At 69.3% G+C, this 21,977-nt stretch carries 20 protein-coding genes; 6 read left to right on the top strand and 14 right to left on the bottom strand.

What is annotated here, in order from left to right; all coding sequences use genetic code 11:
- Positions 1-56 precede the first annotated feature (56 nt).
- A complete protein-coding gene (locus tag CFB50_RS21100) occupies positions 57-968 on the bottom strand; it encodes a LysR family transcriptional regulator (RefSeq protein WP_089447114.1) in 912 nt (303 codons plus the stop codon).
- Between the two features lie 127 nt (positions 969-1,095).
- Here CFB50_RS21100 and CFB50_RS21095 point away from each other — a divergent pair, with 127 nt between their 5' ends.
- Positions 1,096-2,115 (top strand): zinc-dependent alcohol dehydrogenase family protein, encoded by a 1,020-nt coding sequence (locus CFB50_RS21095; RefSeq protein WP_089447113.1) that lies wholly within the window; start codon positions 1,096-1,098, stop codon positions 2,113-2,115.
- A gap of 53 nt (positions 2,116-2,168) precedes the next feature.
- Here CFB50_RS21095 and CFB50_RS21090 read toward each other — a convergent pair whose 3' ends face one another.
- The 3 genes from CFB50_RS21090 to CFB50_RS21080 are packed head-to-tail and all read right to left on the bottom strand — an operon-like array spanning position 2,169 to position 5,371.
- Positions 2,169-3,359 (bottom strand): porin, encoded by a 1,191-nt coding sequence (locus CFB50_RS21090; RefSeq protein WP_089447112.1) that lies wholly within the window; start codon positions 3,357-3,359, stop codon positions 2,169-2,171.
- Between the two features lie 51 nt (positions 3,360-3,410).
- A complete protein-coding gene (locus CFB50_RS21085; protein ID WP_089447111.1) occupies positions 3,411-4,199 on the bottom strand; it encodes an ABC transporter substrate-binding protein in 789 nt (262 codons plus the stop codon).
- A gap of 50 nt (positions 4,200-4,249) precedes the next feature.
- Positions 4,250-5,371, bottom strand: coding sequence for a M20 aminoacylase family protein (locus tag CFB50_RS21080; RefSeq protein WP_089448383.1), 1,122 nt, complete (start codon positions 5,369-5,371; stop codon positions 4,250-4,252).
- Positions 5,372-5,555: 184 nt separating this feature from the next.
- Here CFB50_RS21080 and CFB50_RS21075 point away from each other — a divergent pair, with 184 nt between their 5' ends.
- Positions 5,556-6,515, top strand: coding sequence for a LysR substrate-binding domain-containing protein (locus tag CFB50_RS21075; protein ID WP_089447110.1), 960 nt, complete (start codon positions 5,556-5,558; stop codon positions 6,513-6,515).
- A gap of 66 nt (positions 6,516-6,581) precedes the next feature.
- On the opposite strand, the gene CFB50_RS21070 is transcribed toward CFB50_RS21075, so the two are convergent.
- The 8 genes from CFB50_RS21070 to CFB50_RS21035 all read right to left on the bottom strand — a co-directional run bounded on the left by CFB50_RS21070 (position 6,582) and on the right by CFB50_RS21035 (position 15,719).
- Positions 6,582-8,894, bottom strand: a complete 2,313-nt coding sequence (locus CFB50_RS21070) for a TonB-dependent receptor (protein WP_089447109.1) — start codon at positions 8,892-8,894, stop codon at positions 6,582-6,584.
- Positions 8,895-9,107: 213 nt separating this feature from the next.
- The gene (locus CFB50_RS21065; RefSeq protein ID WP_089447108.1) at positions 9,108-10,325 is read right to left on the bottom strand and encodes an MFS transporter; all 1,218 of its coding nucleotides are present in this window, start codon (positions 10,323-10,325) and stop codon (positions 9,108-9,110) included.
- Positions 10,322-11,398 carry an ABC transporter substrate-binding protein gene (locus CFB50_RS21060; RefSeq protein ID WP_089447107.1) on the bottom strand — a complete coding sequence of 359 codons (1,077 nt, stop codon included), beginning with the start codon at positions 11,396-11,398 and terminating at the stop codon, positions 10,322-10,324. Before CFB50_RS21060 ends, CFB50_RS21065 begins: the two co-directional genes overlap by 4 nt.
- Positions 11,399-11,432: 34 nt before the next feature.
- Positions 11,433-11,843: an ExbD/TolR family protein gene (locus CFB50_RS21055; protein ID WP_089447106.1), complete on the bottom strand. Its 411-nt coding sequence runs from the start codon at positions 11,841-11,843 to the stop codon at positions 11,433-11,435.
- On the bottom strand, positions 11,843-12,556 hold the full coding sequence (locus CFB50_RS21050; protein ID WP_089447105.1) for a MotA/TolQ/ExbB proton channel family protein: 714 nt from the start codon (positions 12,554-12,556) through the stop codon (positions 11,843-11,845). The genes CFB50_RS21055 and CFB50_RS21050 overlap by 1 nt, the downstream gene beginning before the upstream one ends.
- Before the next feature lie 41 nt (positions 12,557-12,597).
- On the bottom strand, positions 12,598-13,416 hold the full coding sequence (locus CFB50_RS21045) for an energy transducer TonB (RefSeq protein WP_089447104.1): 819 nt from the start codon (positions 13,414-13,416) through the stop codon (positions 12,598-12,600).
- Positions 13,417-13,449: 33 nt separating this feature from the next.
- Positions 13,450-14,496: an ABC transporter substrate-binding protein gene (locus CFB50_RS21040; protein ID WP_089447103.1), complete on the bottom strand. Its 1,047-nt coding sequence runs from the start codon at positions 14,494-14,496 to the stop codon at positions 13,450-13,452.
- Positions 14,497-14,546: 50 nt separating this feature from the next.
- Positions 14,547-15,719, bottom strand: a complete 1,173-nt coding sequence (locus tag CFB50_RS21035) for an LLM class flavin-dependent oxidoreductase (protein WP_089447102.1) — start codon at positions 15,717-15,719, stop codon at positions 14,547-14,549.
- A 455-nt stretch (positions 15,720-16,174) separates the two neighbouring features.
- On the opposite strand from CFB50_RS21035, the gene CFB50_RS21030 reads away from it, so the two are divergent.
- From CFB50_RS21030 to CFB50_RS21015, 4 genes are read left to right on the top strand one after another with little or no spacing between them, the layout of a single operon-like run.
- Positions 16,175-17,251, top strand: coding sequence for an ABC transporter substrate-binding protein (locus CFB50_RS21030; RefSeq protein ID WP_089447101.1), 1,077 nt, complete (start codon positions 16,175-16,177; stop codon positions 17,249-17,251).
- Between the two features lie 31 nt (positions 17,252-17,282).
- Positions 17,283-18,389, top strand: a complete 1,107-nt coding sequence (locus CFB50_RS21025) for a PhnD/SsuA/transferrin family substrate-binding protein (protein WP_089447100.1) — start codon at positions 17,283-17,285, stop codon at positions 18,387-18,389.
- Complete coding sequence (locus CFB50_RS21020) at positions 18,389-19,204, top strand: ABC transporter permease (RefSeq protein ID WP_089447099.1); 816 nt, start codon at positions 18,389-18,391, stop codon at positions 19,202-19,204. The genes CFB50_RS21025 and CFB50_RS21020 overlap by 1 nt, the downstream gene beginning before the upstream one ends.
- A 16-nt stretch (positions 19,205-19,220) precedes the next feature.
- Positions 19,221-20,009: an ABC transporter permease gene (locus CFB50_RS21015; RefSeq protein WP_089447098.1), complete on the top strand. Its 789-nt coding sequence runs from the start codon at positions 19,221-19,223 to the stop codon at positions 20,007-20,009.
- Here the strand turns inward: CFB50_RS21015 and CFB50_RS21010 are convergent.
- On the bottom strand, positions 20,000-21,118 hold the full coding sequence (locus CFB50_RS21010; protein WP_089447097.1) for a sigma-54 interaction domain-containing protein: 1,119 nt from the start codon (positions 21,116-21,118) through the stop codon (positions 20,000-20,002). The two genes, CFB50_RS21015 and CFB50_RS21010, sit on opposite strands and share 10 nt — an antisense overlap.
- A gap of 120 nt (positions 21,119-21,238) precedes the next feature.
- The gene (locus CFB50_RS21005) at positions 21,239-21,919 is read right to left on the bottom strand and encodes a class II aldolase/adducin family protein (protein WP_089447096.1); all 681 of its coding nucleotides are present in this window, start codon (positions 21,917-21,919) and stop codon (positions 21,239-21,241) included.
- Between the last annotated feature and the right edge of the window lie 58 nt (positions 21,920-21,977).

Genomic DNA, 21,977 nt, shown 5'->3' with positions numbered 1-21,977 from the left:
TCACGATCAACCAGGGCACGCCGAGCCAGTCGGCGATCGGCAACAACGCGCCCGCGTCAATCATCCGACGCCAGCATGCGCGGTATCTCGTCGACGAGCGCATCGATGACGACACGCACCTTCGACGGCACCTGGCGCGATGCCGACCGCACCGCGAACACTTCGGCGCCCGACACGCTGTTGCTGTCCATCACGAGCGCGAGGCGGCCGTCGCGCAGGTAAGGCGCCATCAGCCAGCAGGGCAGCCACGCGAGGCCCGCGCCGGCGGCGGCCGCATCGGCGATCGCCTGCAGGTCGTCGAGCCGCAGGCGGCCGGCCGGGCGATGGTCGTGCACCGCGCCGTCCGCGCCGACGACCCGCCACGGCGTCGGTTGCCCGCCGCGCGAATACGCGATGCCGACGTGCGACGCGAGTGCATCGAGCCCCGCCGGCCGGCCATGACGATCGAGATACGCGGGCGACGCGCAGATGCCCATGCGCTGCACGCCGAGCTTGCGGCCGACCAGCGCACTCGTATCGGCCAGCTCGCCGATACGCACCGCGATGTCGAAGCCGTCGTTGACCAGGTCGGCCACGCGATCGCTGAACGACACGTCGATCTCGAGCCGCGGATGGCGCTCGACGAGGCGCCGCATGACGGGCGCCACGCACTGCCGCCCGAACAGCACGGGCACGCTGACGCGCAGCCGCCCTGCCGGCTCGCGCTGCCCCGCGTCGAGCGCGGCCTCCGTCTCGCCGAGTTCGGCCAGCAGCCGCCGGCACTGCTCGTAATAGACGAGCCCCTCATCGGTCAGGCCGAGCTGTCGGGTCGTGCGCTGCAGGAGCCGCGCGCCGAGGCGGCGTTCGAGCCGCGCGACGACCTTCGCGACGGCCGAGCGCGTGACGCCGAGCCGCAGCGCGGCCGCCGCGAAGCTGCCCGACTCCACCACGTCGACAAATTCGGCCACGCCTCTCAGCCGCTCGTCCATGCCATTCCGCTCCGGTTGGGCCATAGGGTTGTATCCACACTGGCGACAGTCATCGGCCAAATTCTCGCCAATGCGTCCCCGTGCGCAACACTATGATAGTCCGCTCTATCTCGAAAAAGGAGTCGACATGCACGCATGGCAAGTGAAACCGGGCGACGGCGTGGCCGGGCTTCGGCGCATCGACGCGACACGCCGCGCGGTCGGGCCGACCGACGTCGTCGTGAAGATCCACGCCGCCGGGCTGAACTACCGCGACCTGATGTTCGCGCGCGGCGACTATCTCGGCATCGGCACGGACGCGCTGATCCCGGTGGCCGACGGCGCCGGCGAAGTCATCGAAGCCGGCCGCGACGTCACGCGCTTCAAGCCGGGCGATCGCGTGGTCAACACGTACTTTCCGCACTGGATCGACGGGCCGCCCACGCCGCAGAAAGTCTCGGGGTCGCCCGGCGCGCAATTCGACGGCGTGCTGGCCGAGCATTTCGTCTCCGACGAAGCCGCGCTGGTCGCGATTCCCGCGCATCTGAACTATGACGAGGCGGCGACGCTGTCGTGCGCCGGGATTACCGCGTGGAACGCGCTGTTCGCCGACGGCGGCCTGCGGCCCGGCGCGACCGTCGTGCTGCTCGGCACCGGCGGCGTGTCGATCGTCGCGCTGCAGCTCGCGCACGCGGCGGGGCTGCGCACGATCGTCACGTCGTCAAGCGATGCGAAGCTCGAGCGCGCCCGCGCACTCGGTGCGGACGCAACCATCAACTATCGCGCGACGCCCGAATGGCAGCACGAAGTGCTGCGGCTTACCGGTGGTGCGGGGGCGGACCTGGTCGTCGAAGTCGGCGGCAAGGATACGCTGCCGCGCTCGGTCGCCGCGACGAAGCTGGGCGGCATCGTGTCGGTGATCGGCGGCCTCAGCAGTTTCGCCGGCCCCGAACTCGGGCTGCTGTCGCTGATCGGCGGGATCCGGCAGCTGCACGGGATCATGGTCGGCAGCCGCGCGATGCTCGACGATGTCGTACGCCTCGTCGACGCGAAGCAGATCAGGCCGGTGGTCGATCGCGTGTTCGGCTTCGACGAAGCACCGCAGGCGTATGCACACCTGCAGTCGGGGCAACACTTCGGGAAGGTCGTGATCCGCGTCGCGCAGTAAGCGCTTCGAGGCGGCAGGCAGTCCGGCCCGCCGCCTCGTCTGTCATCGCGCCGTCAGAACTTGTGGCGGATCCCCGCGTGAACCATCAGCTGCTTCGAGGTCGACGACAGATCCGCCGCGCCGGGAATATAGGCCTGGTCGAGCGATGAGCCCGTCGCATCGCCCGCGATCCGCTGGTACGCGCCCATCAGGTACACGTCCGTGCGCTTCGACAGGTTGTAGTCGGCCATCAGCCCGAGCGAATGGATCTTCGGCTTTGCGCTGCCCGTCGTCGCGTCGTAGCGCACCGTCGTGTACACGTACTGCGCACCGACGAACAACGCCGGCGTGAACTGGTATTTGCCGTTCACCTCGAAGTTCTGGTACTTGATCGACGACACCGTGCCACCCGCGAGCGGGCCGGTCACCGGCTCGATCGTTTCGTCGCCGAACAGGTAGCCGACGTTCGCGGTCGGCCGCGTGACGTTGCTGTTCGTGTACGCGAACCCGACCGTCGCAGGCCCCGCCGTGTAGTTGATGCCCGCACCGAAGATCCGCAGCCGCGCCGATGCAAAGTTCGCATCGGCGCCGACCGACCCCGAGCCCGCGATCGCGCCGCCCGACGTCGCGCCCGGGTTGTCCGCATTCAGGAAGGCCGCGCCGACCAGCAGGCCGCCCTGCTCGTACTGCGCGCCGACGCTCCACTGCCGGTTGTTCGCGAAGCCCGTGTCGTTGCTGAAACTGTACGTGCCGCCGAACGAGAAACCGGCGAAATCCGGGCTCGCATACTTCACCGTGTTGTTCACGCGAAACGTGTTGCCGGTGTTGTCGTTGTCGAGCGGATGCGAGAACGGATAGACGCCCCAGCTGCCGTTCGCGGTCGTCGGCGCGAGATAGTCGACCACCGCATCGTATTGGCGGCCGAGCGTCAGCGTGCCGAACCGCGCGCTGCCGAGCCCGACGTACGCCTGCCGCCCGAACATGCGGCCGCCCTGCGCGAGCGTGCCGTTGTTCACGTTGAAGCCGTTCTCGAGCTGGAACAGCGCGCTGTAGCCGCCGCCCAGGTCCTCGGTGCCCTTCAGCCCCCAGCGGCTGCCTTGCGCGAAGCCGCTTGCCATCTGCCACGCACTGTGGCCGCCGACGTTGTTCGTGTAGTCGATGCCCGCATCGACGAGCCCGTACAACGTGATGCTGCCTTGCGCGAATGCGAACACGGGCGCTGCACACAGCGCCGGAACCGCCACGAAAGCCAATCTCCAGTTCATTCGTTTTCCTTATTTATATTTTCGTGACCGCCCGTTTCCGGGCGTCGCCGCTTACTTCGCGCCGTAAATGTCGAAGTCGAAGTACTTCTTGTTGATCCGCTGGTACGTGCCGTTCGCGAGGATCGTCGCGAGCGCGCGGTTGAAGGCGTCGCGCAGGTCGTTGTCCTGCTTGCGCAGCCCGAGCCCGTCGCCCTGCCCGAAGTACTTCACGTCGTCGATCGCCGCGCCGACGAACGCGAAACCCTTGCCCTGCGGCTTCTTCAGGAAGCCGTCGCTCGCCGCGATCGATGCCTGGAACGCCGCGTCGAGCCGGCCCGTCATGAGATCGGCGTAGACCTGATCCTGGTTCTGGTACGACACGACCTGCACGCCGGCCGGCTGCCAGTTCGCGACCGCGTAGTCGGCCTGCGCGGAACCCTGCTCGACGCCCACGCGCTTGCCCTTCAGCGCGTCGGCCGTCGGCAGCAGCGGCGAGCCCTTGCGCGCGATGAGGCGTGCCGGCGCATTCGAGATCCGGTTCGTGAAGGCGATCTGCTGCTGCCGCTTCGGCGTGATCGTCATCGACGACGCGATCACGTCGAACTTGCGCGCGAGCAGCCCCGGGATCATCCCGTCGAAACTCGACTCGACCCACACGCAGCGCGCACGCAGCTCCGCGCACAATGCGTTGGTGATGTCGATCCCGAAACCCGTCAGCGTGCCGTCGGGCAGCTTGTATTCGAGCGGCGGGTAAGTCGGATCGACCGCGAGGCGGATCTCCTTGCCCGCCCAGTCGCCCGCATGCGCCGCCCCTGCCGCCAGCGCCACCGCGAGCGCCGCCATCCGTTTCCACTGCTTCATTGCCAGTCTCCTTCCTTGTGTGAATCGTCAGTCAAAATCGTGCCGGCACGTCACGCGAGGTAGCGCTCCGCCAGTGCAATCCAGTAGCTCGCGCCCGTGGCGAGGCACGCGTCGTTGAAGTCGTAGCCGGGGTGGTGCAGCCCGCATCCGGCGGCGCCGTCGCCGTTGCCGATCGACAGGTAGCTGCCCGGGCAGGCGTTCAGCATGAACGCGAAGTCCTCGCTGGCCGCGATCGGCCGCAGATGCGGGATCAGCGCGCCATCGCCGCCCCATTCGCGGGCGACGTCGCGCGCAAACGCGGTTTCCGCGGCGTGATTGACCAGCACCGGGTACTCGTGCCGGTAGTCGATCTCGGCGGTCGCGCCATAGCTCGCGCCCTGCCCGTGCACGATCTCGCGAATGCGCCGTTCAAGCAGCGCCCGCACGTCCGGCGACAGCGCACGCACGCTGAGCGCCAGATCCGCATGCGGCGGAATCACGTTCGATGCGGTGCCCGCATGGATCGAGCCTGCCGTCACGATCGCCAGATCCTGCGGGTTCACGTTGCGCGACACGACGGTCTGCAGCGCCATCACGATCGACGCGCACACGACCACCGGATCGATCGTCGTATGCGGCGCCGCGCCATGCCCGCCGCGCCCGGTCACGCGCACCCGCACCTCGTCGGCCGACGCCATCGCGGGGCCGTCGCAGAAACCGAGCACGCCGGCCGGCAGGCCCGGCACGTTGTGCATCGCGAACACCGCATCGCACGGAAACTGCTCGAACAGCCCGTCGTCGATCATCCGCTTCGCGCCGCCGAGCCCTTCCTCGGCCGGCTGGAAGATCAGGTTCAGCGTGCCCGTGAAGCGTTCGCGCCCGGCCAGGCAATGCGCCGCCGCGAGCAGCATCGCCGTATGGCCGTCGTGGCCGCACGCATGCATCACGCCGTCGCACCGGCTCGCGTGCGGCAGCCCGGTCGTCTCGCGGATCGGCAGCGCGTCCATGTCCGCGCGCAGCCCGAGCCGCTTTCCGGGGCCACGCGTCAAGGTGCCGACCACGCCCGTGCCGCCGAGCCCGCGCGTCACCCGATAACCCCACGTTGTCAGCAAGCCGGCCACGAGGTCGCTCGTCGCATGTTCCTCGAAACCAAGCTCCGGATGCGCGTGCAGCCGGCGGCGCAGCGCGATCATCTCCGCCTCGATGGCCGCCATTTCCGGATGGATGTGTTTGTGGTCCAACCCCGATTCTCCTCGATGGTTTCCGGTTGCCGATCGCCCGAATGACCGATCGTGGTCGCATCGTAGGCAGCGAAAATCCCGGCGAACAGCCGCGGTTTCGTTATGATGACAACCTTTCGTTGTCGGGTAGCGCACCATGAGCACGATCAAGCTGCATCAGCTGCAGGCGCTCGTCGCGAGCGCCGAGGCCGGGAGCATCCGCGGCGCGGCGCGCACGCTCGGGCTGTCGCAGGCGGCCGTCACGCGGGCGCTGCGCGAGCTGGAGGCCAGCGAACGCCTGCCGCTGCTGGTCCGCGCGCCGGAGGGGATCGGCTTCACCGAATACGGCAAGACGCTGCTCACGCACGCGAAGCTCGTGCTGAAGCAGCTCGAACACGCGCAGAGCGATCTCGAGCGCATGCGCGGCCGCGTCGAGGGCCGGTTGAGCATCGGCGTCACGCCGTGGCTCACGATGACCTTCCTCGCGGAAGCGGTGCTGCGTTTTCGCGAGCAGATGCCCGACGTGCGCCTCGAACTCTACGAAGCGCTGATGGCCGTCGCGCAGCCGCTGTTGCGCGACGGCAGCATGGACTTCGCGCTCGGGCACGTGCAACCGGGCGGCACGCAGGAATTCGCGTTCGAGCCGATGCTGCGCTACGAGACAGCGGTGATGGTGCGCGCCGGCCATCCGCTCGAGCACGCGCGGTCGATTCACGACCTGCTCGACCACGACTGGGTGCTGAATTTCGCGGCCGACGGACAGGGCGCGCTCGTCGATTACCTGTTCACGCGCCACGGCGCCAAAATCGACGAGCGCCGCATCGTGCGTGCGCAGTCGGTGGCAATGCTGCAGACGATGCTCGAGCAGGCCGACATGTGCACGTGGTGCCCGACGATCCTCGCGGCCGTGCCGTCGTTCGGCGAACGGATGCGCGCGTTGCCGCTGCAGGAGACCTTCGAGCCGCACGACCTCGGGGTCGTCACGCGGCGCAGCAGCACGCTCAGCGACGCCGCGCGCTGCTTCATCGACTGCCTGCTGCACGTGATCCGCCGCCATGCGCGCTCGGCACGCAAGGCGGATCTCGCGCTGTTCAGGACGCTGTCGCTGCTGATCTGACGCGCGGCAAACGCGGCAAACACGGCTCGCCGCCGCGCCGCCCGCGCCTCATGCGCGTGCTGCCCGTCAGATCTTCGCTGTCAGCGTGATCCCGACCGTGCGCGGATCGCCGTACAGCACCGGATACGCGCCATACGACGGCAGCAGCTCGAGCTTCTTGTAGACCTTGTTGGTCAGGTTCGTCACGTAGCCCGTCACGATGTACTTCTGGTTCGGCGTCGTGTAGGACACGTGCGCGTTCAGCACCGTGTAGCCGCCCTGCCAGAGCTGCGGCATCGTCTGCCGCGTCGCGCTGAAGTATTCGCGGCTGCGGTAATTCACGTCGCCGCCGGCCGTCAGCGCGCCGAACGACACCGGCACGCGATAGTCGAAGCCCGCGTTGAGCGTGGTATGCGGCGAACGCGCGAACGAATTGCCGACGGCGGTCGGCACGTTGCGGAACTCCGTATAGCGCGTGTTCAGCAGCCCGAGGTTCGCGAACAAGTAGAGGCTGTTGACCGGCTGCGCCTTCAGCTCCAGCTCGAAGCCGTCCGCGCGCCCCTGCCCCGCATTCGACAGCGTCGACACCGGCGGGCCGCCGAACGGGTTCGGCGCGAGCGCGAACACCTGGATGTCGCGATAGTCGTAGTGGAACACGCTCGCGTTGACGATCAGCCGCTTGTCGAACCACTCGCTCTTGATGCCGACTTCGTAGTCGGTCAGGTACTCGGGCGACACGGTCGACACCGTGCTCTGCGTATACGCGTTGCCGTTGTAGCCGCCCGACCGGAAACCGCGCGCATAGCGGAAATACGCGCGCACGTTGCTGCTGAGCGCATATTCGGGCGTGAGGTCCCAGGTCGGCGCGCGCCACGTGTTCGTCTGGTTCTGCCGCGCGCTGACCGCCAGCGGCGACGACACCGACGACGGATCCCACCAGCTGCCCGGATTGCTGAACGTCACGTTGCCGGTGCCCTGCAGCCCGGTCAGGTTGATGTTCTTCCGCTCGATCGTGTAACGCAGCCCGCCCGTCACGTTGAAGCGGTCGGTGAACCGGTACTTCACGCTGCCGAAGATCGCCGCGCTCTGCGTGTGCTGCGTGAGGTCGGTCAGGTGGTAGAACGCGGGCGACGGCGAGCCCGGCAGGCCGCCGCCGGCGCCCTGCTCGGCCAGTTGCTCGGTGAACAGGTGCGTGCCGACGAGCCAGCTGAGCCGGTCGCTCTGCGGCGACTCGAGCCGGAATTCCTGCGAGAACTGGCGGCTCGACAAGCGATCGTGCGAGCGTGCGGCGTCGAACGCGGAATAGTCCTCGTCGTCCTGGTACCAGCGGTGCAGCCCTTCGAACGCGGTGATCGACGTCAGTGTCACCGCCGGGTTGATGCGCCAGTGCGCGGTGAGCGACGTGCCCCAGGTCGAGATGTGATCGCTCGACGGCGCGTTGAGCGACACCGTGTACGGATCGCTCGACCCGACGAAGCCGAACTGGTTCGCGCCGCCCGGCCCCGCGCCCTGCGCGTGCCATGCATTGCCGCCGCCCGTGTAGTTGCGGCCGTGAATGTTGAACAGGAAATCGGTATCCGAGGTCGGCACGGCCAGCACCTGGAAACGCACCGCATTGTCGTGGAAGCCGCCGAAGCGCCCTTGCTGCACGGTGTTCGTGTAGAAGCTGTCGGCGTTCTCGTGATACACCGACACGCGCGCGGCCAGCACGTCGTTCTTGCCGATCGGGCCGCCGATCGCGGCTTCCGCGAGCCGGCTGTTGTACTGGCCGAGCCCGATCTTGCCGTAGCCGCTCACGTCGAAGGTCGGCTTCTGCGACGTGATGCTGAGCGCGCCGCCGACGGTATTCTTGCCCCACAGCGTGCCCTGCGGGCCGCGCAGCACTTCGATGCGATCGAGGTCGAACAGCGGGAAGCCCTGCCCGAACACGCTGTTGATGTAGACGTCGTCGAAGTACACGCCGATCGGGCTCAGCGACAGGTCCGACGGATCGTTGCTGCCGACACCGCGCAGGAACCAGCGCGGCCGCTCGCGGCCTTCGGTCGACTGGCCGGTGAAGTTCGGCACATATTTCGTGACGTCGTTCACCACGCGCAATTCGTTGTTCCTGATCGTGTCGCCGCTCAGCGCACTCACCGCGACCGGCACGTCCTGGATGCTCTCCTTGCGGCGGCGCGCGGTCACCGTCACCGTGCCGAGGTTCGCCTCGCGTGCGGCCGTGCCGCGGTTCGCGCGGGCTGCCTTCGGCGCGACCACGGTGGTATCGTCCGCGCCCTGTTGTACCGGATTCGCGTCCGGTGCCGCCGTCGCCGCGCCATCTTCCGCCCACGCGGGCACCGATACGGCTCCGCCCGTCAGCAGTCCCCCCAGCGCGGTGACGATTAGTTTTTTCCTGAACATCGATGAGTCATCCTGTTTGATCGGTTGAACGCTCGTGCGTGCACGACGCACGGGTGACCTATTGCAATTCGGATGCCAGCATCGAGAAGCCCGTCGCACGGAGCTTCCAACGCACGTGCGGTGCGGGTGTTGCTGCATGCGCATCTGTGACGGGAAGCAAACTGCTTGTCACGCAACACCGTGTGGATCCCGCAATACCCGATCCGATGGTCGTCAGGAGAGCTTTGCAGTCACGGACTGCGACACCTCGCGCCGCCCCGTCGACACGCGCAACGCGAACGCAACCAGCACGACGACGGGAAGCCAGCACAGAAACACGCCCGGCAACCCGACGACCGGCACGAGCGCGCTGCCGGCCAACGGGCCGCAGAACGCCCCCGTCATCGACGCGAGGTTGTAGAGGCTCGACACCTGGCTCTTGTCGGCCGGATGACGGCCGAGACTTTGCATGTTGACGAGATGCAGCAGCGACGACCCGGCGCACAGCACGACGAGCCCCGCGCCGACGGTCCATGCGTCATGGGCGAGACCCAGCGCGAGCAACCCGGCCATGCCGCCGGCAAGACTGAGCGCGTGGCAGCGGCGCGCGGTCATCCGTTGCGCGACGTGCCCGAGCCCGAACAGCGCGATCACCGCGACGACGCCCTGCAGCGTCAGCAGCGCGACGGCTTTCGTTTGCGACAGCCCGAGCGACTGGATCGCCAGCACCACCGTATACGCGCCGGCGAGCGAACGTGTCGCACTGTTCACGGCTTCCAGCACGAGCTGCTCGCGCACGTCGTGACTCCACGCGAGCGCCAGCAACGCGCGCAGGCCATCGGGTTCAGGCAGCGCACCGCGCGCCGCGGGCTCCGCATCGCCGAGCAGCGTCCGGCTGAACAGCGCCATGCCCGCGAAGCTCGCCGATGCCGCGCAGAACGTCGCGACCGCGCCATGCGCGCCGATCAGCCCGCTCGCGAGCCACGGCCCGACCATGCCGGACCCGATCGACATCGCCGCGCGGTACCAGCCGGCGCGCGCGAGGCCGATCTGCGCGAGACGCGCGAGGAACACGCCGTTGATCGACACGATCCGGAACGGGATGCACAGCCCGATCAACACTTGCGTGAGCGCGATCAGCGGCCATGCGCCGGTAAACGGCACGACGAGATTGAGCAGCATCGGCCCCATGCTCGCGACGAAGTACACGCGCCGCGCGCCGTAGCGCGCGACGAGCAACCCGGCCGGCAGCGTCATCAACGCGATGCCGAGCGGTTCCATCGCCGCGATGATGCCGAGCCGCGCGCTGTCGACGCCGAGCGCGAGCGCGTACAGCGTCGTCGCGAGCTGGGCCATGCTGATCGTCGTGCCGCTCGCGAGCGCCAGCAGCATGAAGCCGCCGGTGAAGCGCTCGCGCCGCCATGCGTCGGCGACGCGTGCCGGCGCGTTCACCGCGCGGCGTCGCGAGACAGCGTCGCGATGCCGTCGAGCGCGCGCCGGTCGATCCACGCGCGCACGTCGAAGTCGGCCGGCAGGAATCGCCATTCGACGAGGAAGCGCTTGAAATCGTCGAGCGCGGCGATCGACGCTTCGTCGAGATCCGTGCGCAGCCGCCGGTGCACGTCCGCGCCGTACGCGAGCCGCAGCCAGTCATGGCCCGATCCCGTCTCGCGGCCGAGATAGCCGAGCACTTCCTGCTCGTGCTCGCGCGCCCAGCCTTCGACATCGGTCACGCGCGCGAGGAAGCGGCTGACGATGTCGGGATGCCGTTCGAGGGTCGACGCATTGACGGTCAGCGGTCGTGGCGACCCGTTGTTGATGCGGATCTGCGGATCGGGATGAAAACCGATGTCGACGACTGCCTGCGCGCCGATCAGGTGCGCGGTTTCGAGCCCGAGCGACCCCTTCACGTAGATCGCGTCGACCTCGCCGCGCACGAGCGCGGCCGCTTCGGCCGCATAGAGCCGGCGGCTCGACAGGCTCGCGGGATGGCTGAAGGCCGCGTCGCGCGTCACCGGTGTCGATACCGGTGCGCGCAGGTTCGATGCGGGCACGTCGATCCATTCGACGTCGGCGGGGCCGAGCCCGTCGAGCGACAGCGCACTGACGAAGCCGCGCAGCGCCGCCGCACGAAAGATGTCGATGCGCTCGCCGTCGCGGCGCGGCAGGCCGATGCGGCGCCCGCGCAGGTCCTTCGGCCGCTTCAGGCCGCGTTCCGGCAGCGCGACGATCGCCTGCGCCTCGTCGACCCAGGTCAGGGCGACCACGCGCGTATCGGCGCCGGCCGCGCGCGCCCACAGCGCGGGAATGCTGCCGCCCTGCCGGAATGCGTTGTCGAGCGAATGATCGACGTGCGCGTGATGCAGCGCCGCGTGCTGGCTCTCCTGAAGCGCGCGCACGGTGATGCCGTCGCCGGCGAATTCGCTGTCGAGCCAGCCGAGATGCGCGGCGATGCCGAGCGGCGTCGGCACCGGACAGCGTGTGTACCAGATCGACTGGACGTTGGAGGAAGCCGTGATGCTCATGGATGCGTTCGTAGAGGGAGTCGTGAACCGCGCGTCAGCCGCGCGGCGCGGTGAGCACCGACAGCCGCGTGATGCCCGCATGCTCGATCGCGGCCATCAGCTTCGCGACCGTGCCGTACGGCACGTGCTCGTCGGCCTGCAGGTCGAGCGCGACGTCGGGCCGGCCGGCCTTCAGCGCCGCCAGCTCGGCCGGCACCGCGGAGAGCGCGACCACACGCTTGTCGAGATACACGACACCCTTGTCGTCGACGCTCACGGTGACGTTCGGCTTGCGATCGGCCGGTGCCGTGGCAACCGTGTTCGGCAGAGTCACGTGCACCGCGTTGTTCAGCAGCGGCGCCGTGACGATGAAGGCGACGAGCAGCACGAGCATCACGTCGACGAGCGGCGTGATGTTGATTTCGCTGAGCACGTCGTCGTTGTCGGAGGACGAGGAGAAAGCCATTATGCGAACGCCTCCTGACGGGTGTCGTCGGCACGGCGTGCCGGCGCGGGCGCGGCGGCGGCCGGCACGCGGAAGCCGGCCTTCTGCGCGAGCGTGACGAAATCAGTGGCAAACGCATCGAGATCGGCCGACGCGGCCTTCACACGGCGCACGAAGAAGTTGTACGCGAGCACGGCCGGCACGGCGACCGCGATGCCGATCCCGGTCGCGACGAGCGCCTCGCCGATCGGCCCGGCCACGACGTCGATGCTCGCCGACGCGCTGTGCGTGATCGCGGTCAGCGCGTGGATGATGCCGAACACGGTGCCGAACAGGCCGACGAACGGCGCGGTGCTGCCGATCGACGCGAGCACCGCCAGCCCCGCCTCCTCGCGCCGGCGCGCGTTGTGGATCTGCTGCCGGAGATGCCGTTCAAGCAGGTCGTGGCGGCTCCAGCTGTGTTCGAGGTCGTGCGCGCTGCTCTCGTCGGCGCGCCGCAGCGCGTCGAAGCCCGTCGCGGCGAGTTCGCCCACCGGGCTGTTCGCGCCGTCGAGCGCCGCGGCCTCGTGGAAGCTGTTCGCCGCCCAGAACGCGCTGACGTAACGCCGGTTGCGCGCGCTCGCCCGCAGGCTCTGGATCGCCTTCACGACGATCAGCGTCCACGTGACGACGGAGAAGACGACGAGCAGCCAGAGCGCGCCCTGGACGATGAAGGTGGTCGGGATACCGTTCATGATGTGAGTTCCTTGAAAAATGTGGCGGGCCGCCCGGCGGGTCAGCCCAGCTTGAAATCGATCGGCACGTTGACCCAGCCGTCGACCGCTTCGTCGCCGCGCTTCGCGGGCACGAACGTCCAGCGCTTCACCGCGGCCACCGCCGCGGTGTCGAGCATGCGGCGGCCGCTGCTCGTGCGAACCTCGACGGAATCGGGCGTGCCGTTCGCGAGCACGTGCACGCGCAGCACGACGCGCCCTTCCCAGCCCTGGTCCTGCGCGAACGCCGGATAGTCGGGCGCCGGGTTGCGCAGGTAGGCCGCGTCGCCGATCGGCGCGGTTTCGCGCACCGGTGCGGCGGGCGCCGCGGGCGCGGGAACCGGCACGGCTGGCGCGGCGGCGGCCGGTGCCGCCGTCGCAGGGGCCGCCTCGCGGGTGACTTGCGGCGCGGCAGCGGGCGCAGGCGCCCGATGTGCGACGGCCGCACGCGGCTTCGGCGGAGTCGGCGCCTGCTTCAGCGGCTTCGGCGGCTTCGGCGGTACTGCCGGTGGCGGCGGATGCGCGGCCTGCGGCAACGGTTCGGGCGGCCGCGTCAGCTCGACCGTCATCGGCAGCGGCCGCGGCGGATGCACGGGCGGCGCGGCAGGTGTGTGCGCGGCCAGCAGCGCGACCCCCGCATGCAGCGCCGTGACAGCAAGCGCAATCGCGCCCGTGACGCGCCACGCGCCCGGCCTCGCCGCTCGCGCATCCGGCCGCGCCGAAGGCGAAGCGGACGGCGGCCGCGCCACCGCCGCCGTCCTGCCCGACTCCGCGCGCGGCGCGGTACGCGCTGCATGCCGGCGTGCCGGCGGCACGCCGTATTCGATCGTCAGACCTGTCATGCTCGACTCCTTGCAATGACGCGCCGCGACGCGCTACGCGACCCACGCATGGCGTTGCCGGTCGATGCGCGTGAACGGCGCCGGGTCGATCCACGCGCGCGCATCGAAATCCTGTTCGAGAAAGCCCCACTCGACGAGGAAGTCCTTGAACGCGACCAGCCCGTCGATCGACGTCTGCGCGAGCCCTGTCTCCAGATGGCGGTGCACGTCCGTGCCATACGCATAGCGCACCCACTCGTCGGACGCGCGCGTCTCGCGGCCGATATACGCAACCGTCTCCGCCGGATGGCGCGCGGCCCAGTCGCCCGCCCCCACCACCACCGACAGGAAGCGGCTCACGAGATCGGGGCGCGCGTCGATCAGCGCGCGGTCGACGGTCAGCGTGCGCGGCGTGCCGTTGCCGATCCGCACGAGCGGATCGGGGTGCGCGCCGAGATCGATGACGACCTGCGCATCGATCAGATGCACGGTCTCGAGCCCTTCGACGCCTTTCACGAACACCGCGTCGACTTCGCCGCGCACGAGCGCCGCGATCTCGAGCCCGTACTCGTGCGGGCCGCGCGTAAACGATGCGGGCCCGGTGCGGCGTTCGCGTTCGTCGGGCAGGTCGACCCATTCGGCGTCGCCGTGCCCGAGCCCTTCCAGTTCGAGCGCGCTCAGAAAGCCTTTCAGCGCGGCCGCCCGCCAGAAGTCGATGCTGATCGGATGGCGCGGCAACCCGAGCCGCCGGCCGCGCAGATCGCGCACCGAGCGAATGCCGCGATCGGGCAATGTGACGATCGCCTGGAATTCGTTGGTCCACGACAGGCCGATCACGCGCGTATCGGCGCCGCGCGCCCGCGCCCACAGCGCGGGAATGTTGCCGCCCTGCCGGAATGAGTGCGGCAGGCTGTGATCGAAATGCGATTCGCGCTTGCCGGCATCCGCCGTCTCCTGCAGCGAATTCAGCGTGATGCCGTCCGGCCCGAACTCCTCGTCGAACCAGCCGCGGTGCACGGCGATGCCGAGCGCGGTCGGCACCGGGCAGCGCGTGTACCAGAGTGCGTCGCAGGCCGTGGCCTGCGCAGCGAGTGTCGTCATGGCGAATGTCCTTGTCGATGTCGTTGGATGGCGCGGGAAGGCCGCCGCGCTCATGCGCCGGCCACGCGCAGCGCCGCCTGCGTACGGCGCGCGTTCAGCGTGCCGTCGACGAGCGGCAGCACTTCCTCGCCCACGCGGTACGCCTCCTCGAGATGCGGGTTGCTGGCGAGAATGAACGTCGACACGCCGATGTCGACGTATTCCGCGAGCCGCTCGGCCACCTGCTCGTGGCTGCCGACGATCACGCAACCGGGGCCGCCGCGGATCTGCGACATCCCGGCCCACAGGTTCGGGCCGACGATCAGGTCGTCGAAGTGCTGCGTGTTGCCCTGGTGCAGCGCGAACTGGCGTTTCGCGCCCACCGATTCCGACGCTTCGCCGCGCCCGCCGAAGCCGTTGCGCGTCACGTCGCCCACCGTCGCGAACATCTGCCGCAACTCGGCCCACGCCTGCTCTTCGGTTTCGCGCGCCAGGATGTCGATGCGCATGCCGAAGCGCAGGTCGCGCTCGGCGTGCTGCCGGTCGAGCGCGCGGCGCGCCGCATCGATCACTTCCTTCTGCTTCGCGAGCGGCTCGCCCCAGCTCAGGTGCACGTCGCCGTGCTTCGCGGCAACCGCGAGCGCGGCATCGCTCGCGCCGGCCAGGTAGATGCGCGGCGGCTTCTGGCCGCTCAGCGGCGGCAGGAGGCCGCCGTCTTCGACGCGGTAGAAGCGGCCGTCGAACGTGAACGGGGCGCCGGCCGCGACGCCCTTCACGACATCGAGGAATTCATCGGTGCGCGCATAGCGGCTGTCGTGATCGATGAAGTCGCCGTATGCGCGCTGGTCGGGGCCGCCGCCGCCCGTGACGACGTTCCACGCGACGCGCCCACGGCTGATCCGCTGCAGGCTCGCGGCCATCTGCGCCGCATAGACCGGATGCACGAAATGCGGCTGCAGCGCGATCAGGAGCCGCAGCCGGCGCGTCTCGCGCGCCAGTGCGGCCGCCACGACCCACGGTTCCTCCGTAAAACGAAAGATCGGAATCAGCGCGCCGTGGAAGCCGGCGATATCGGCCGCGCGCGCGACCTGCGACAGATAGTCGATGTAACCGAAATCGTCGTCATCGACTTTCGGCGCGACGCGCGATGCGCGCTGGCGGTTCCATTCGCCGCGCGTATGCAGGTCGTGTGCGCGCCGGCCGTCGCCATGCATCGGCAGGCGCCACAGAAATTCAACAGCCATCGGAGTTCTCCTGGTCGGGCCATTCGGATTGCGTGCGGCATCGGCGTGCCGCGCGTGTACTGCGCTGTAAAGCACGCGGTGTGCCAACGCGCTCGCCACGGCGCGTGCACGGCCGCCGGCGAACCTGCGCAGTGCCTTGCACACCGGGCATCAGCGGCAATCGGATCGCAGCCGCTCGCGCTCGCCCATGCCATCACGACACGCCCGTACCGCACTGCTGCGCCGACCACACCGCTGCTGCGCGCGCAACAGCGGCCGACGCGACTGTTGCTGACGCAACAGCCCATGCGTCGATACACGCATCGCCCGTCCGGCGCGATGCCCGCGCCACGTGCGGCCGCGACGTTTCCGTTCACTGGCCCGGAACTTGCAACGTTGACCGGCCCGCGCGTGCGACACCGACACCGTGCGCGACCGGGCTTCAACCATGCTTACGCAGAGAGGGAATCTCACCCATGACAGACAGGCCCGATTCGTCATCGGACAAGCAGCAAACGTTCTGGTACGCCCGATCGCCCGTGCCGACCCCGCTCGGTATCGCCGTGCATCTCGGCTGGCTCAACGGCGAGACGTCGGCCGACGGCGTCGCGATCCGCTCGCCGCGCGGCGCCACGCGGCACGACGTGTCGTCGATCAGCGATCACACGCTCGCGCAGTCGTTCCGCCAGGGCGGCAGCATCCCCGCGATGTGGGCGCGCTCGAACGGCGCGAATACGCGTGTGATCGGGCTGTCGTGGGTCGACGAATCGCAGTTGATCCTCGCGCGGCCCGAGTCGGGCATCCGCTCGGTGAAGGCCTTGCGCGGGTGCCGCATCGCGATCCCGAGCCGCCCCGATGACCGCATCGACATCTTTCGCGCGTCGGCGCTGCGCGGCTTCGTCAACGCGTTGAGCCTCGACGGGCTGACCACGCGCGACGTCGAATGCGTCGACGTGCGCGCACGCACGCTGCAGGCCGTCGGGCCGGCGCGCGCGGCGGACCTGTTCGCGTCGCCGCACGGCTTTTCGAGCCGCGCGCTGTACGCGGCCGAAGCCGGCGCGCTGCTGCGCGGCGAGGTCGACGCGATCTACGTGAAGGGCTCGACGGGCCTCGAGATTGCGCAGCTGATCGGCGCGCACGTCGTGATCGACATCGGCTTTCATCCGGAGCGCACGATCCGCAACAACAACGGCACGCCGCGCCCGCTGACCGTCAACGCGGACGTGCTCGCGAATCATCCGGACATCGTCGCCGGCTTCCTGAAGCTCGTGGTCGCGGCCGGCGACTGGGCCGGCACGCATCCCGACGAAACCGCCCATTACGTGGCCGGCGAAACCGCGTCGTCGATCGACTGGGTCCGCGCCGCGTATGGCAACCAGCTGCACCGGCATCTCGGCGTCAATCTCGACGACGAATCGGTCGCCGCGCTCGACGACTTCAAGACCTTCCTGCACGACCACGGTTTTCTCGAAGCCGACTTCGACGTCGCCGACTGGATCGACCCGCGCCCGCTCGCCGACGTGCTGCGGCCGTCGCTGCAGAAGCGCGCGTGAGCCCCTTTTCCGCCTACCGTTCCGGATCATCATGAAACACACGCTCTCCCTCGCCTCGCTGCGCTGCCCGCTGCGCGCGCTGTTCGCCGCGCTGCCGTTCGCCGTGGCATCGCTCGCCGCACCGGCCGCGCATGCGGATGACGCGCCCAAGGTCGTGCGGATTGCCGTCGTCGCCTATTCGAGCGGCGGCAAGACGCAATACGCGGGCGCGTCGGCACTGATCGACGCCGACAAGTCGCTCGAGAAGGCGCTCGCCGCGCGGCACGTGAAGCTGCAGTGGGTGCCCGTGTCGACCGCGGCGGTCGGCACGCTCGTGAACGAGGCGTTCACGAACGGCAGCATCGATTTCGCGGGCTACGGCGACCTGCCGTCGGTCGTCGTCAACGCATCGGGCACGCATACGCGCCTGATCGTGCCGGGCGGCGTGGGCAGCAATACGTATCTCGTCGTGCCGGCCGGCTCGACCGCGAAGTCGATCGTCGATCTGAAGGGCAAGCGCATCGCGCTCAATCGCGGTCGGCCGTGGGAAGTCACGTTCAGCAAGCTGCTCGCCGAGAACGGGCTGAAGCTGTCCGACTTCAGGATCTACAACCTCGACCCGCAGGCCGGTGCGGCGGCCGTCGCGGCCGGCCGCGTCGACGGCTTCTTCACCCTGTCCGATGCGTATTCGCTCGTCGACAAGCAGGTCGGCAAGATCGTCTGGTCGACCAAGACCGCGCCCGACGACTGGAAAATGCGCGCGGAACTGTGGGCGTCCGACGATTTCGTGCGGCGCTACCCCGACATCACGCAGCTCGTCGCGACGGCCTACGTGCGCGCCGCACACTGGATCTCGCAGCCGCAGAATCGCGACGCGTACGTGAAGATCCTGAGCGCGTCCGGCCAGCCGGAAAGCGTCGTGCGCCGCGAATACGCGGATGAGGCGACACCGTGGAAGGAGCAATGGACGCCGCTCTTCACGCCCGCGCTGACCGGCCACTACCGCGACGTCATCGCGTACAGCCGCCAGGCTGGGCTGACGTCCACGCCGGTCGACGTGAACGCGCTGCTCGCGCCGACGTTCGTGTCGACCGCGCTCAAGCAGCTCGGGCTCGACGGCTACTGGCGGGCCGACGCGGCGCGCGTCGCGAGCCGCTGATGCCGATGCATGCCCTCGCGTCGAACGGCACGCGCGCGTTCCGCCCGCCCGGACTCGCACGACTCGGCGGCATCGCGCTGGGGTGGGCCACGCCCGTCGCGTTCGTCGCGCTGTGGTGGCTCGCGAGCGCGCAGCGCTGGTTCCCGCCGCAGCTCGTCGTGCCGCCGGATCGGCTCGCGGCAACGCTGCGCACGCTGCTCGACACAGGCGAACTGCGCGACAACCTGCTGATCACGCTGCATCGTCTCGCGCTCGGCTTCGCGATCGGCGCGACGGGCGGTGCCGCATTCGGCATCCTGCTGGCGCGCAGCCGGCTGTTCGCCGACTACCTGCGGCCGACGTTCGACCTGCTGCGGCAGGTGCCCACGCTCACACTGATTCCGCTGCTGATCCTGCTGATCGGCGTCGACGAGCCGCTGAAGCTCGTCGTCGTCGGCAAGGCCGTGTTCTTTCCGGTCGCGCTCGCCGCGTACACGGGCGTGCACGACGCGCCGCGCGATCTCGTCGAGATGGCGCGGCACTACGGGCTCGGCCGCTTCGCGCTGCTGCGCGACGTGCTGCTGCCAGCCGCGCTGCCGCCGCTGCTGACCGGCGTGCGGATCGCGCTCGCGCTCGCGTGGCTCGCGCTCGTCGCGGTCGAGCTGCTCAGCGCCGACAGCGGGATCGGCCAGATGATGGAACTGGCGCGGCAGATGCTGCGGCTCGACGTCGTGCTCATCGACGTCGCGGTGATCGGGCTGATCGGCTTCGCGATCGACCGGTCGATCGCGCTCGTGCAACGCTACGCATTGCGCTGGCAGACGCCCGCGCGCTGAACGTACAGGTATCCGAATGACCGTCGCCATCCCCTCATTCTCGTTCGCCGCGCTGCGCCGTCGTGCGCGCGGCCTCGTCGTGCCGGCCCTGCTGGTCGCCGCGTGGCAATACGCGTCGTCCGGCGACGCGGCCCATCAATACGCATTCGTGCCGTTGCAGCAGGTGGGCGCCGCGCTCGTCGAACTCGCGCGCAGCGGCGAACTCGCGACCGATCTCGGCGCGAGCCTGCGCCGCACGACGCTCGGCCTGGCGGCCGGTGTCGCATTCGGGCTCGTGTTCGGCGCGGCGATGGCGCGCTCGACGCTCGCGCGCAAGCTCGGCGAGCCGGCGTTCCAGGCGCTGCGCTACGTGCCGCTGCTCGGGCTGATACCGCTGCTGAGCCTGTGGGCCGGCACCGGCGAATTCGCGAAGGTTTTCATCGTCGCGCTCGCCGCGTTCTACCCGATGACCACCGCCAGCTTCGACGGGCTGCGCCGCGTCGATCCGCGCTATGTCGAACTCGCGCAGTCGTATCGCCTGACGCGCATCGGCCTGTGGCGCGACGTGCTGATCCCGGGCGCACTGCCCGACCTGTTCGCGGGCGTGTTGCAGGCCGTGCCGTTCGCCTGGATCACCGCGACCAGCAGCGAGCTGCTGTTCAACGCGGGCGCGGGTGTCGGCAGCCTGATGCAGAACGCGCAGGCCGGCGCGCGCGCCGACGTATTGCTGGTCTGCGTGCTGGGGGTGACGGCGCTTGCCGTCGGCATGAGTGCGCTATGCGAGCGAATCGCGCGGCGCGCGCTGCGCTGGCGCGATCACGCCTGACGGCGCAGCCGCGCGTCGCCGTCGCCCGCGTCGCGCGGCTTCAGGATGCCGAGCTGCGCGAGCCGCGCGCGCACGATGTTGCGCGACTGGTCGAGCAGGCGCGACATGCGCAGCTGATTGTGCTCGCTGTAGTCGAACACGCTGCGGTAGACGGTGTCCTCGATGTGCTGCCACAGCGCCGGCGTGCCGAGATCCAGCAGCTCGATCACCGCGTGGCGCAGCGCATCGGTTGCCTCGGCCACGTCGCGCGCACGGCGCGGCGGTGCCGCCGCCGTGCTGCGCGGATCACCGGCATCGGGCGCAAGCGACAGCGCGGAAAACTGCAGGTCGCTCACGTCGATCGCGCCGCCCGCGCAGATCAGCACCGCGTGGTGGATCACGTTTTCGAGTTCGCGGATGTTGCCGGGCCACGCGTGCGCATGCAACCGGGCGCGCGCGGCGTCCGTCAGCGTCGGCGCGGTCACGCGCAGCCGCTTCGCATAGGTGTCGATGAAGTGTTCGATCAGCGGCGCGATGTCGCCGGGCCGCTCGCGCAGCGGCAGCAGGCTCAGCTTCACCACGTTGAGCCGGTAGTACAGATCCTCGCGGAAATTGCCCGCGCGCACCGCGGCTTCGAGATTCACGTTGGTGGCCGCGACGAGCCGCACGTCGATCTTCACGGTCTTGCGCGAGCCGACCGGCGTCACTTCGCGCTCCTGCAGCACGCGCAGCAGCTTCACCTGCGCGGACAGCGGCAGGTCGCCCACCTCGTCGAGAAACAGCGTGCCGCGATTCGCGGATTCGAACCAGCCGGGCTGGCTGTTGATCGCGCCGGTAAACGCGCCGCGCTCGTGGCCGAACAGCTCGCTCTCGATCAGCGTCTCGGAGAACGCGCCGCAGTTGACCGCGACGAACGGGCCATCGTGGCGCTCGCTCAGCGAATGCACGAGGCGTGCGATCAGCTCCTTGCCGGTGCCGCTCTCGCCGGTGACGAGCACGGTCGCGTCGCTGGGCGCGACGAGCTGGATGCGCTCGAGCAGCACCCGCGATTTGGGATCGTCGAACGTCAGCGCCTTCGCACGAATCGTGATTGCATGCGAAGTCGGGTCCGGCAAGCTGAAGATGGCCATGGCACGACCGGCGTGTTGAACGGGGAAGGTTCGACGATAGCAAGGCGCGCGCCGGCCACGAACCAATTCATCGAGCTATCGGTATGACGGCGGCCGGATTGCGCCGGACGCCGCGCGGCGTCACGCGAGGCCGGTCATTTTCCATTGCTGCTCGAGCGCGCCCGGCCCGAATTCGAGCGAGCCGCCGAGCGGTTCCGCGAGCGCCTGGAAATATGCGGCCTCCTCGAGAATCAGGATGTACTTCGACACGTCGAGGATCGATTTGCCCCAGAACGTCGCGCCGCCGTTCGCCTCGATGATCGCCGGCACCTCGGGGTCGCGGCGGATCGTGTCGACGATGAAGCGCGGCTCGCCGGGGCGGCGATCGACGTACACCGGAATCTCGCGGGCGCGCGTGTAGCGCGCGGCCGGCGCATAGCAGATCGGCAGCGGCCGATGTGCGCTCGCCCAGGCGCCGAGGTACGGACCGTGCACGTGGATCACGACGCCGACTTCCGGCGCCTCGCGGAACACGTCCGCATAGCGCGGCCCGTTGCCGCCCGCGCGCGCGTCGCCGTGCAGCACGTTGCCGTCGAACGTCACGACGACCGGCTGGATCTCCTGCGACGCGGCCCAAGGGCTCGGTGCCGACAGCGCGACGATGAGTTCCGTGCCCGGCACGCGCTGGAACGCCTGGAACGTGTTGGTCGCGGACAGCGTGCGCGTGTCCTTCAGCACGCGTTCGGCCTGCGTGAATTCGCGCGTGGCGCGCTCGACGAATGCCACGAGTTCGCCGCTGTCGATGGTTGAGGTGACGGACATGAGGACGGTTTCCTTGATCGGATGGACGGATGGGCTCGCATCGCGATGTCGTAACACC

Source organism: Burkholderia sp. AU33423, from assembly GCF_002223135.1.
Lineage (GTDB): Bacteria > Pseudomonadota > Gammaproteobacteria > Burkholderiales > Burkholderiaceae > Burkholderia > Burkholderia lata_D.
The sequence above is the reverse complement of the archived record's forward strand: the minus strand, read 5'-3'. Positions and strand labels throughout refer to the sequence as shown.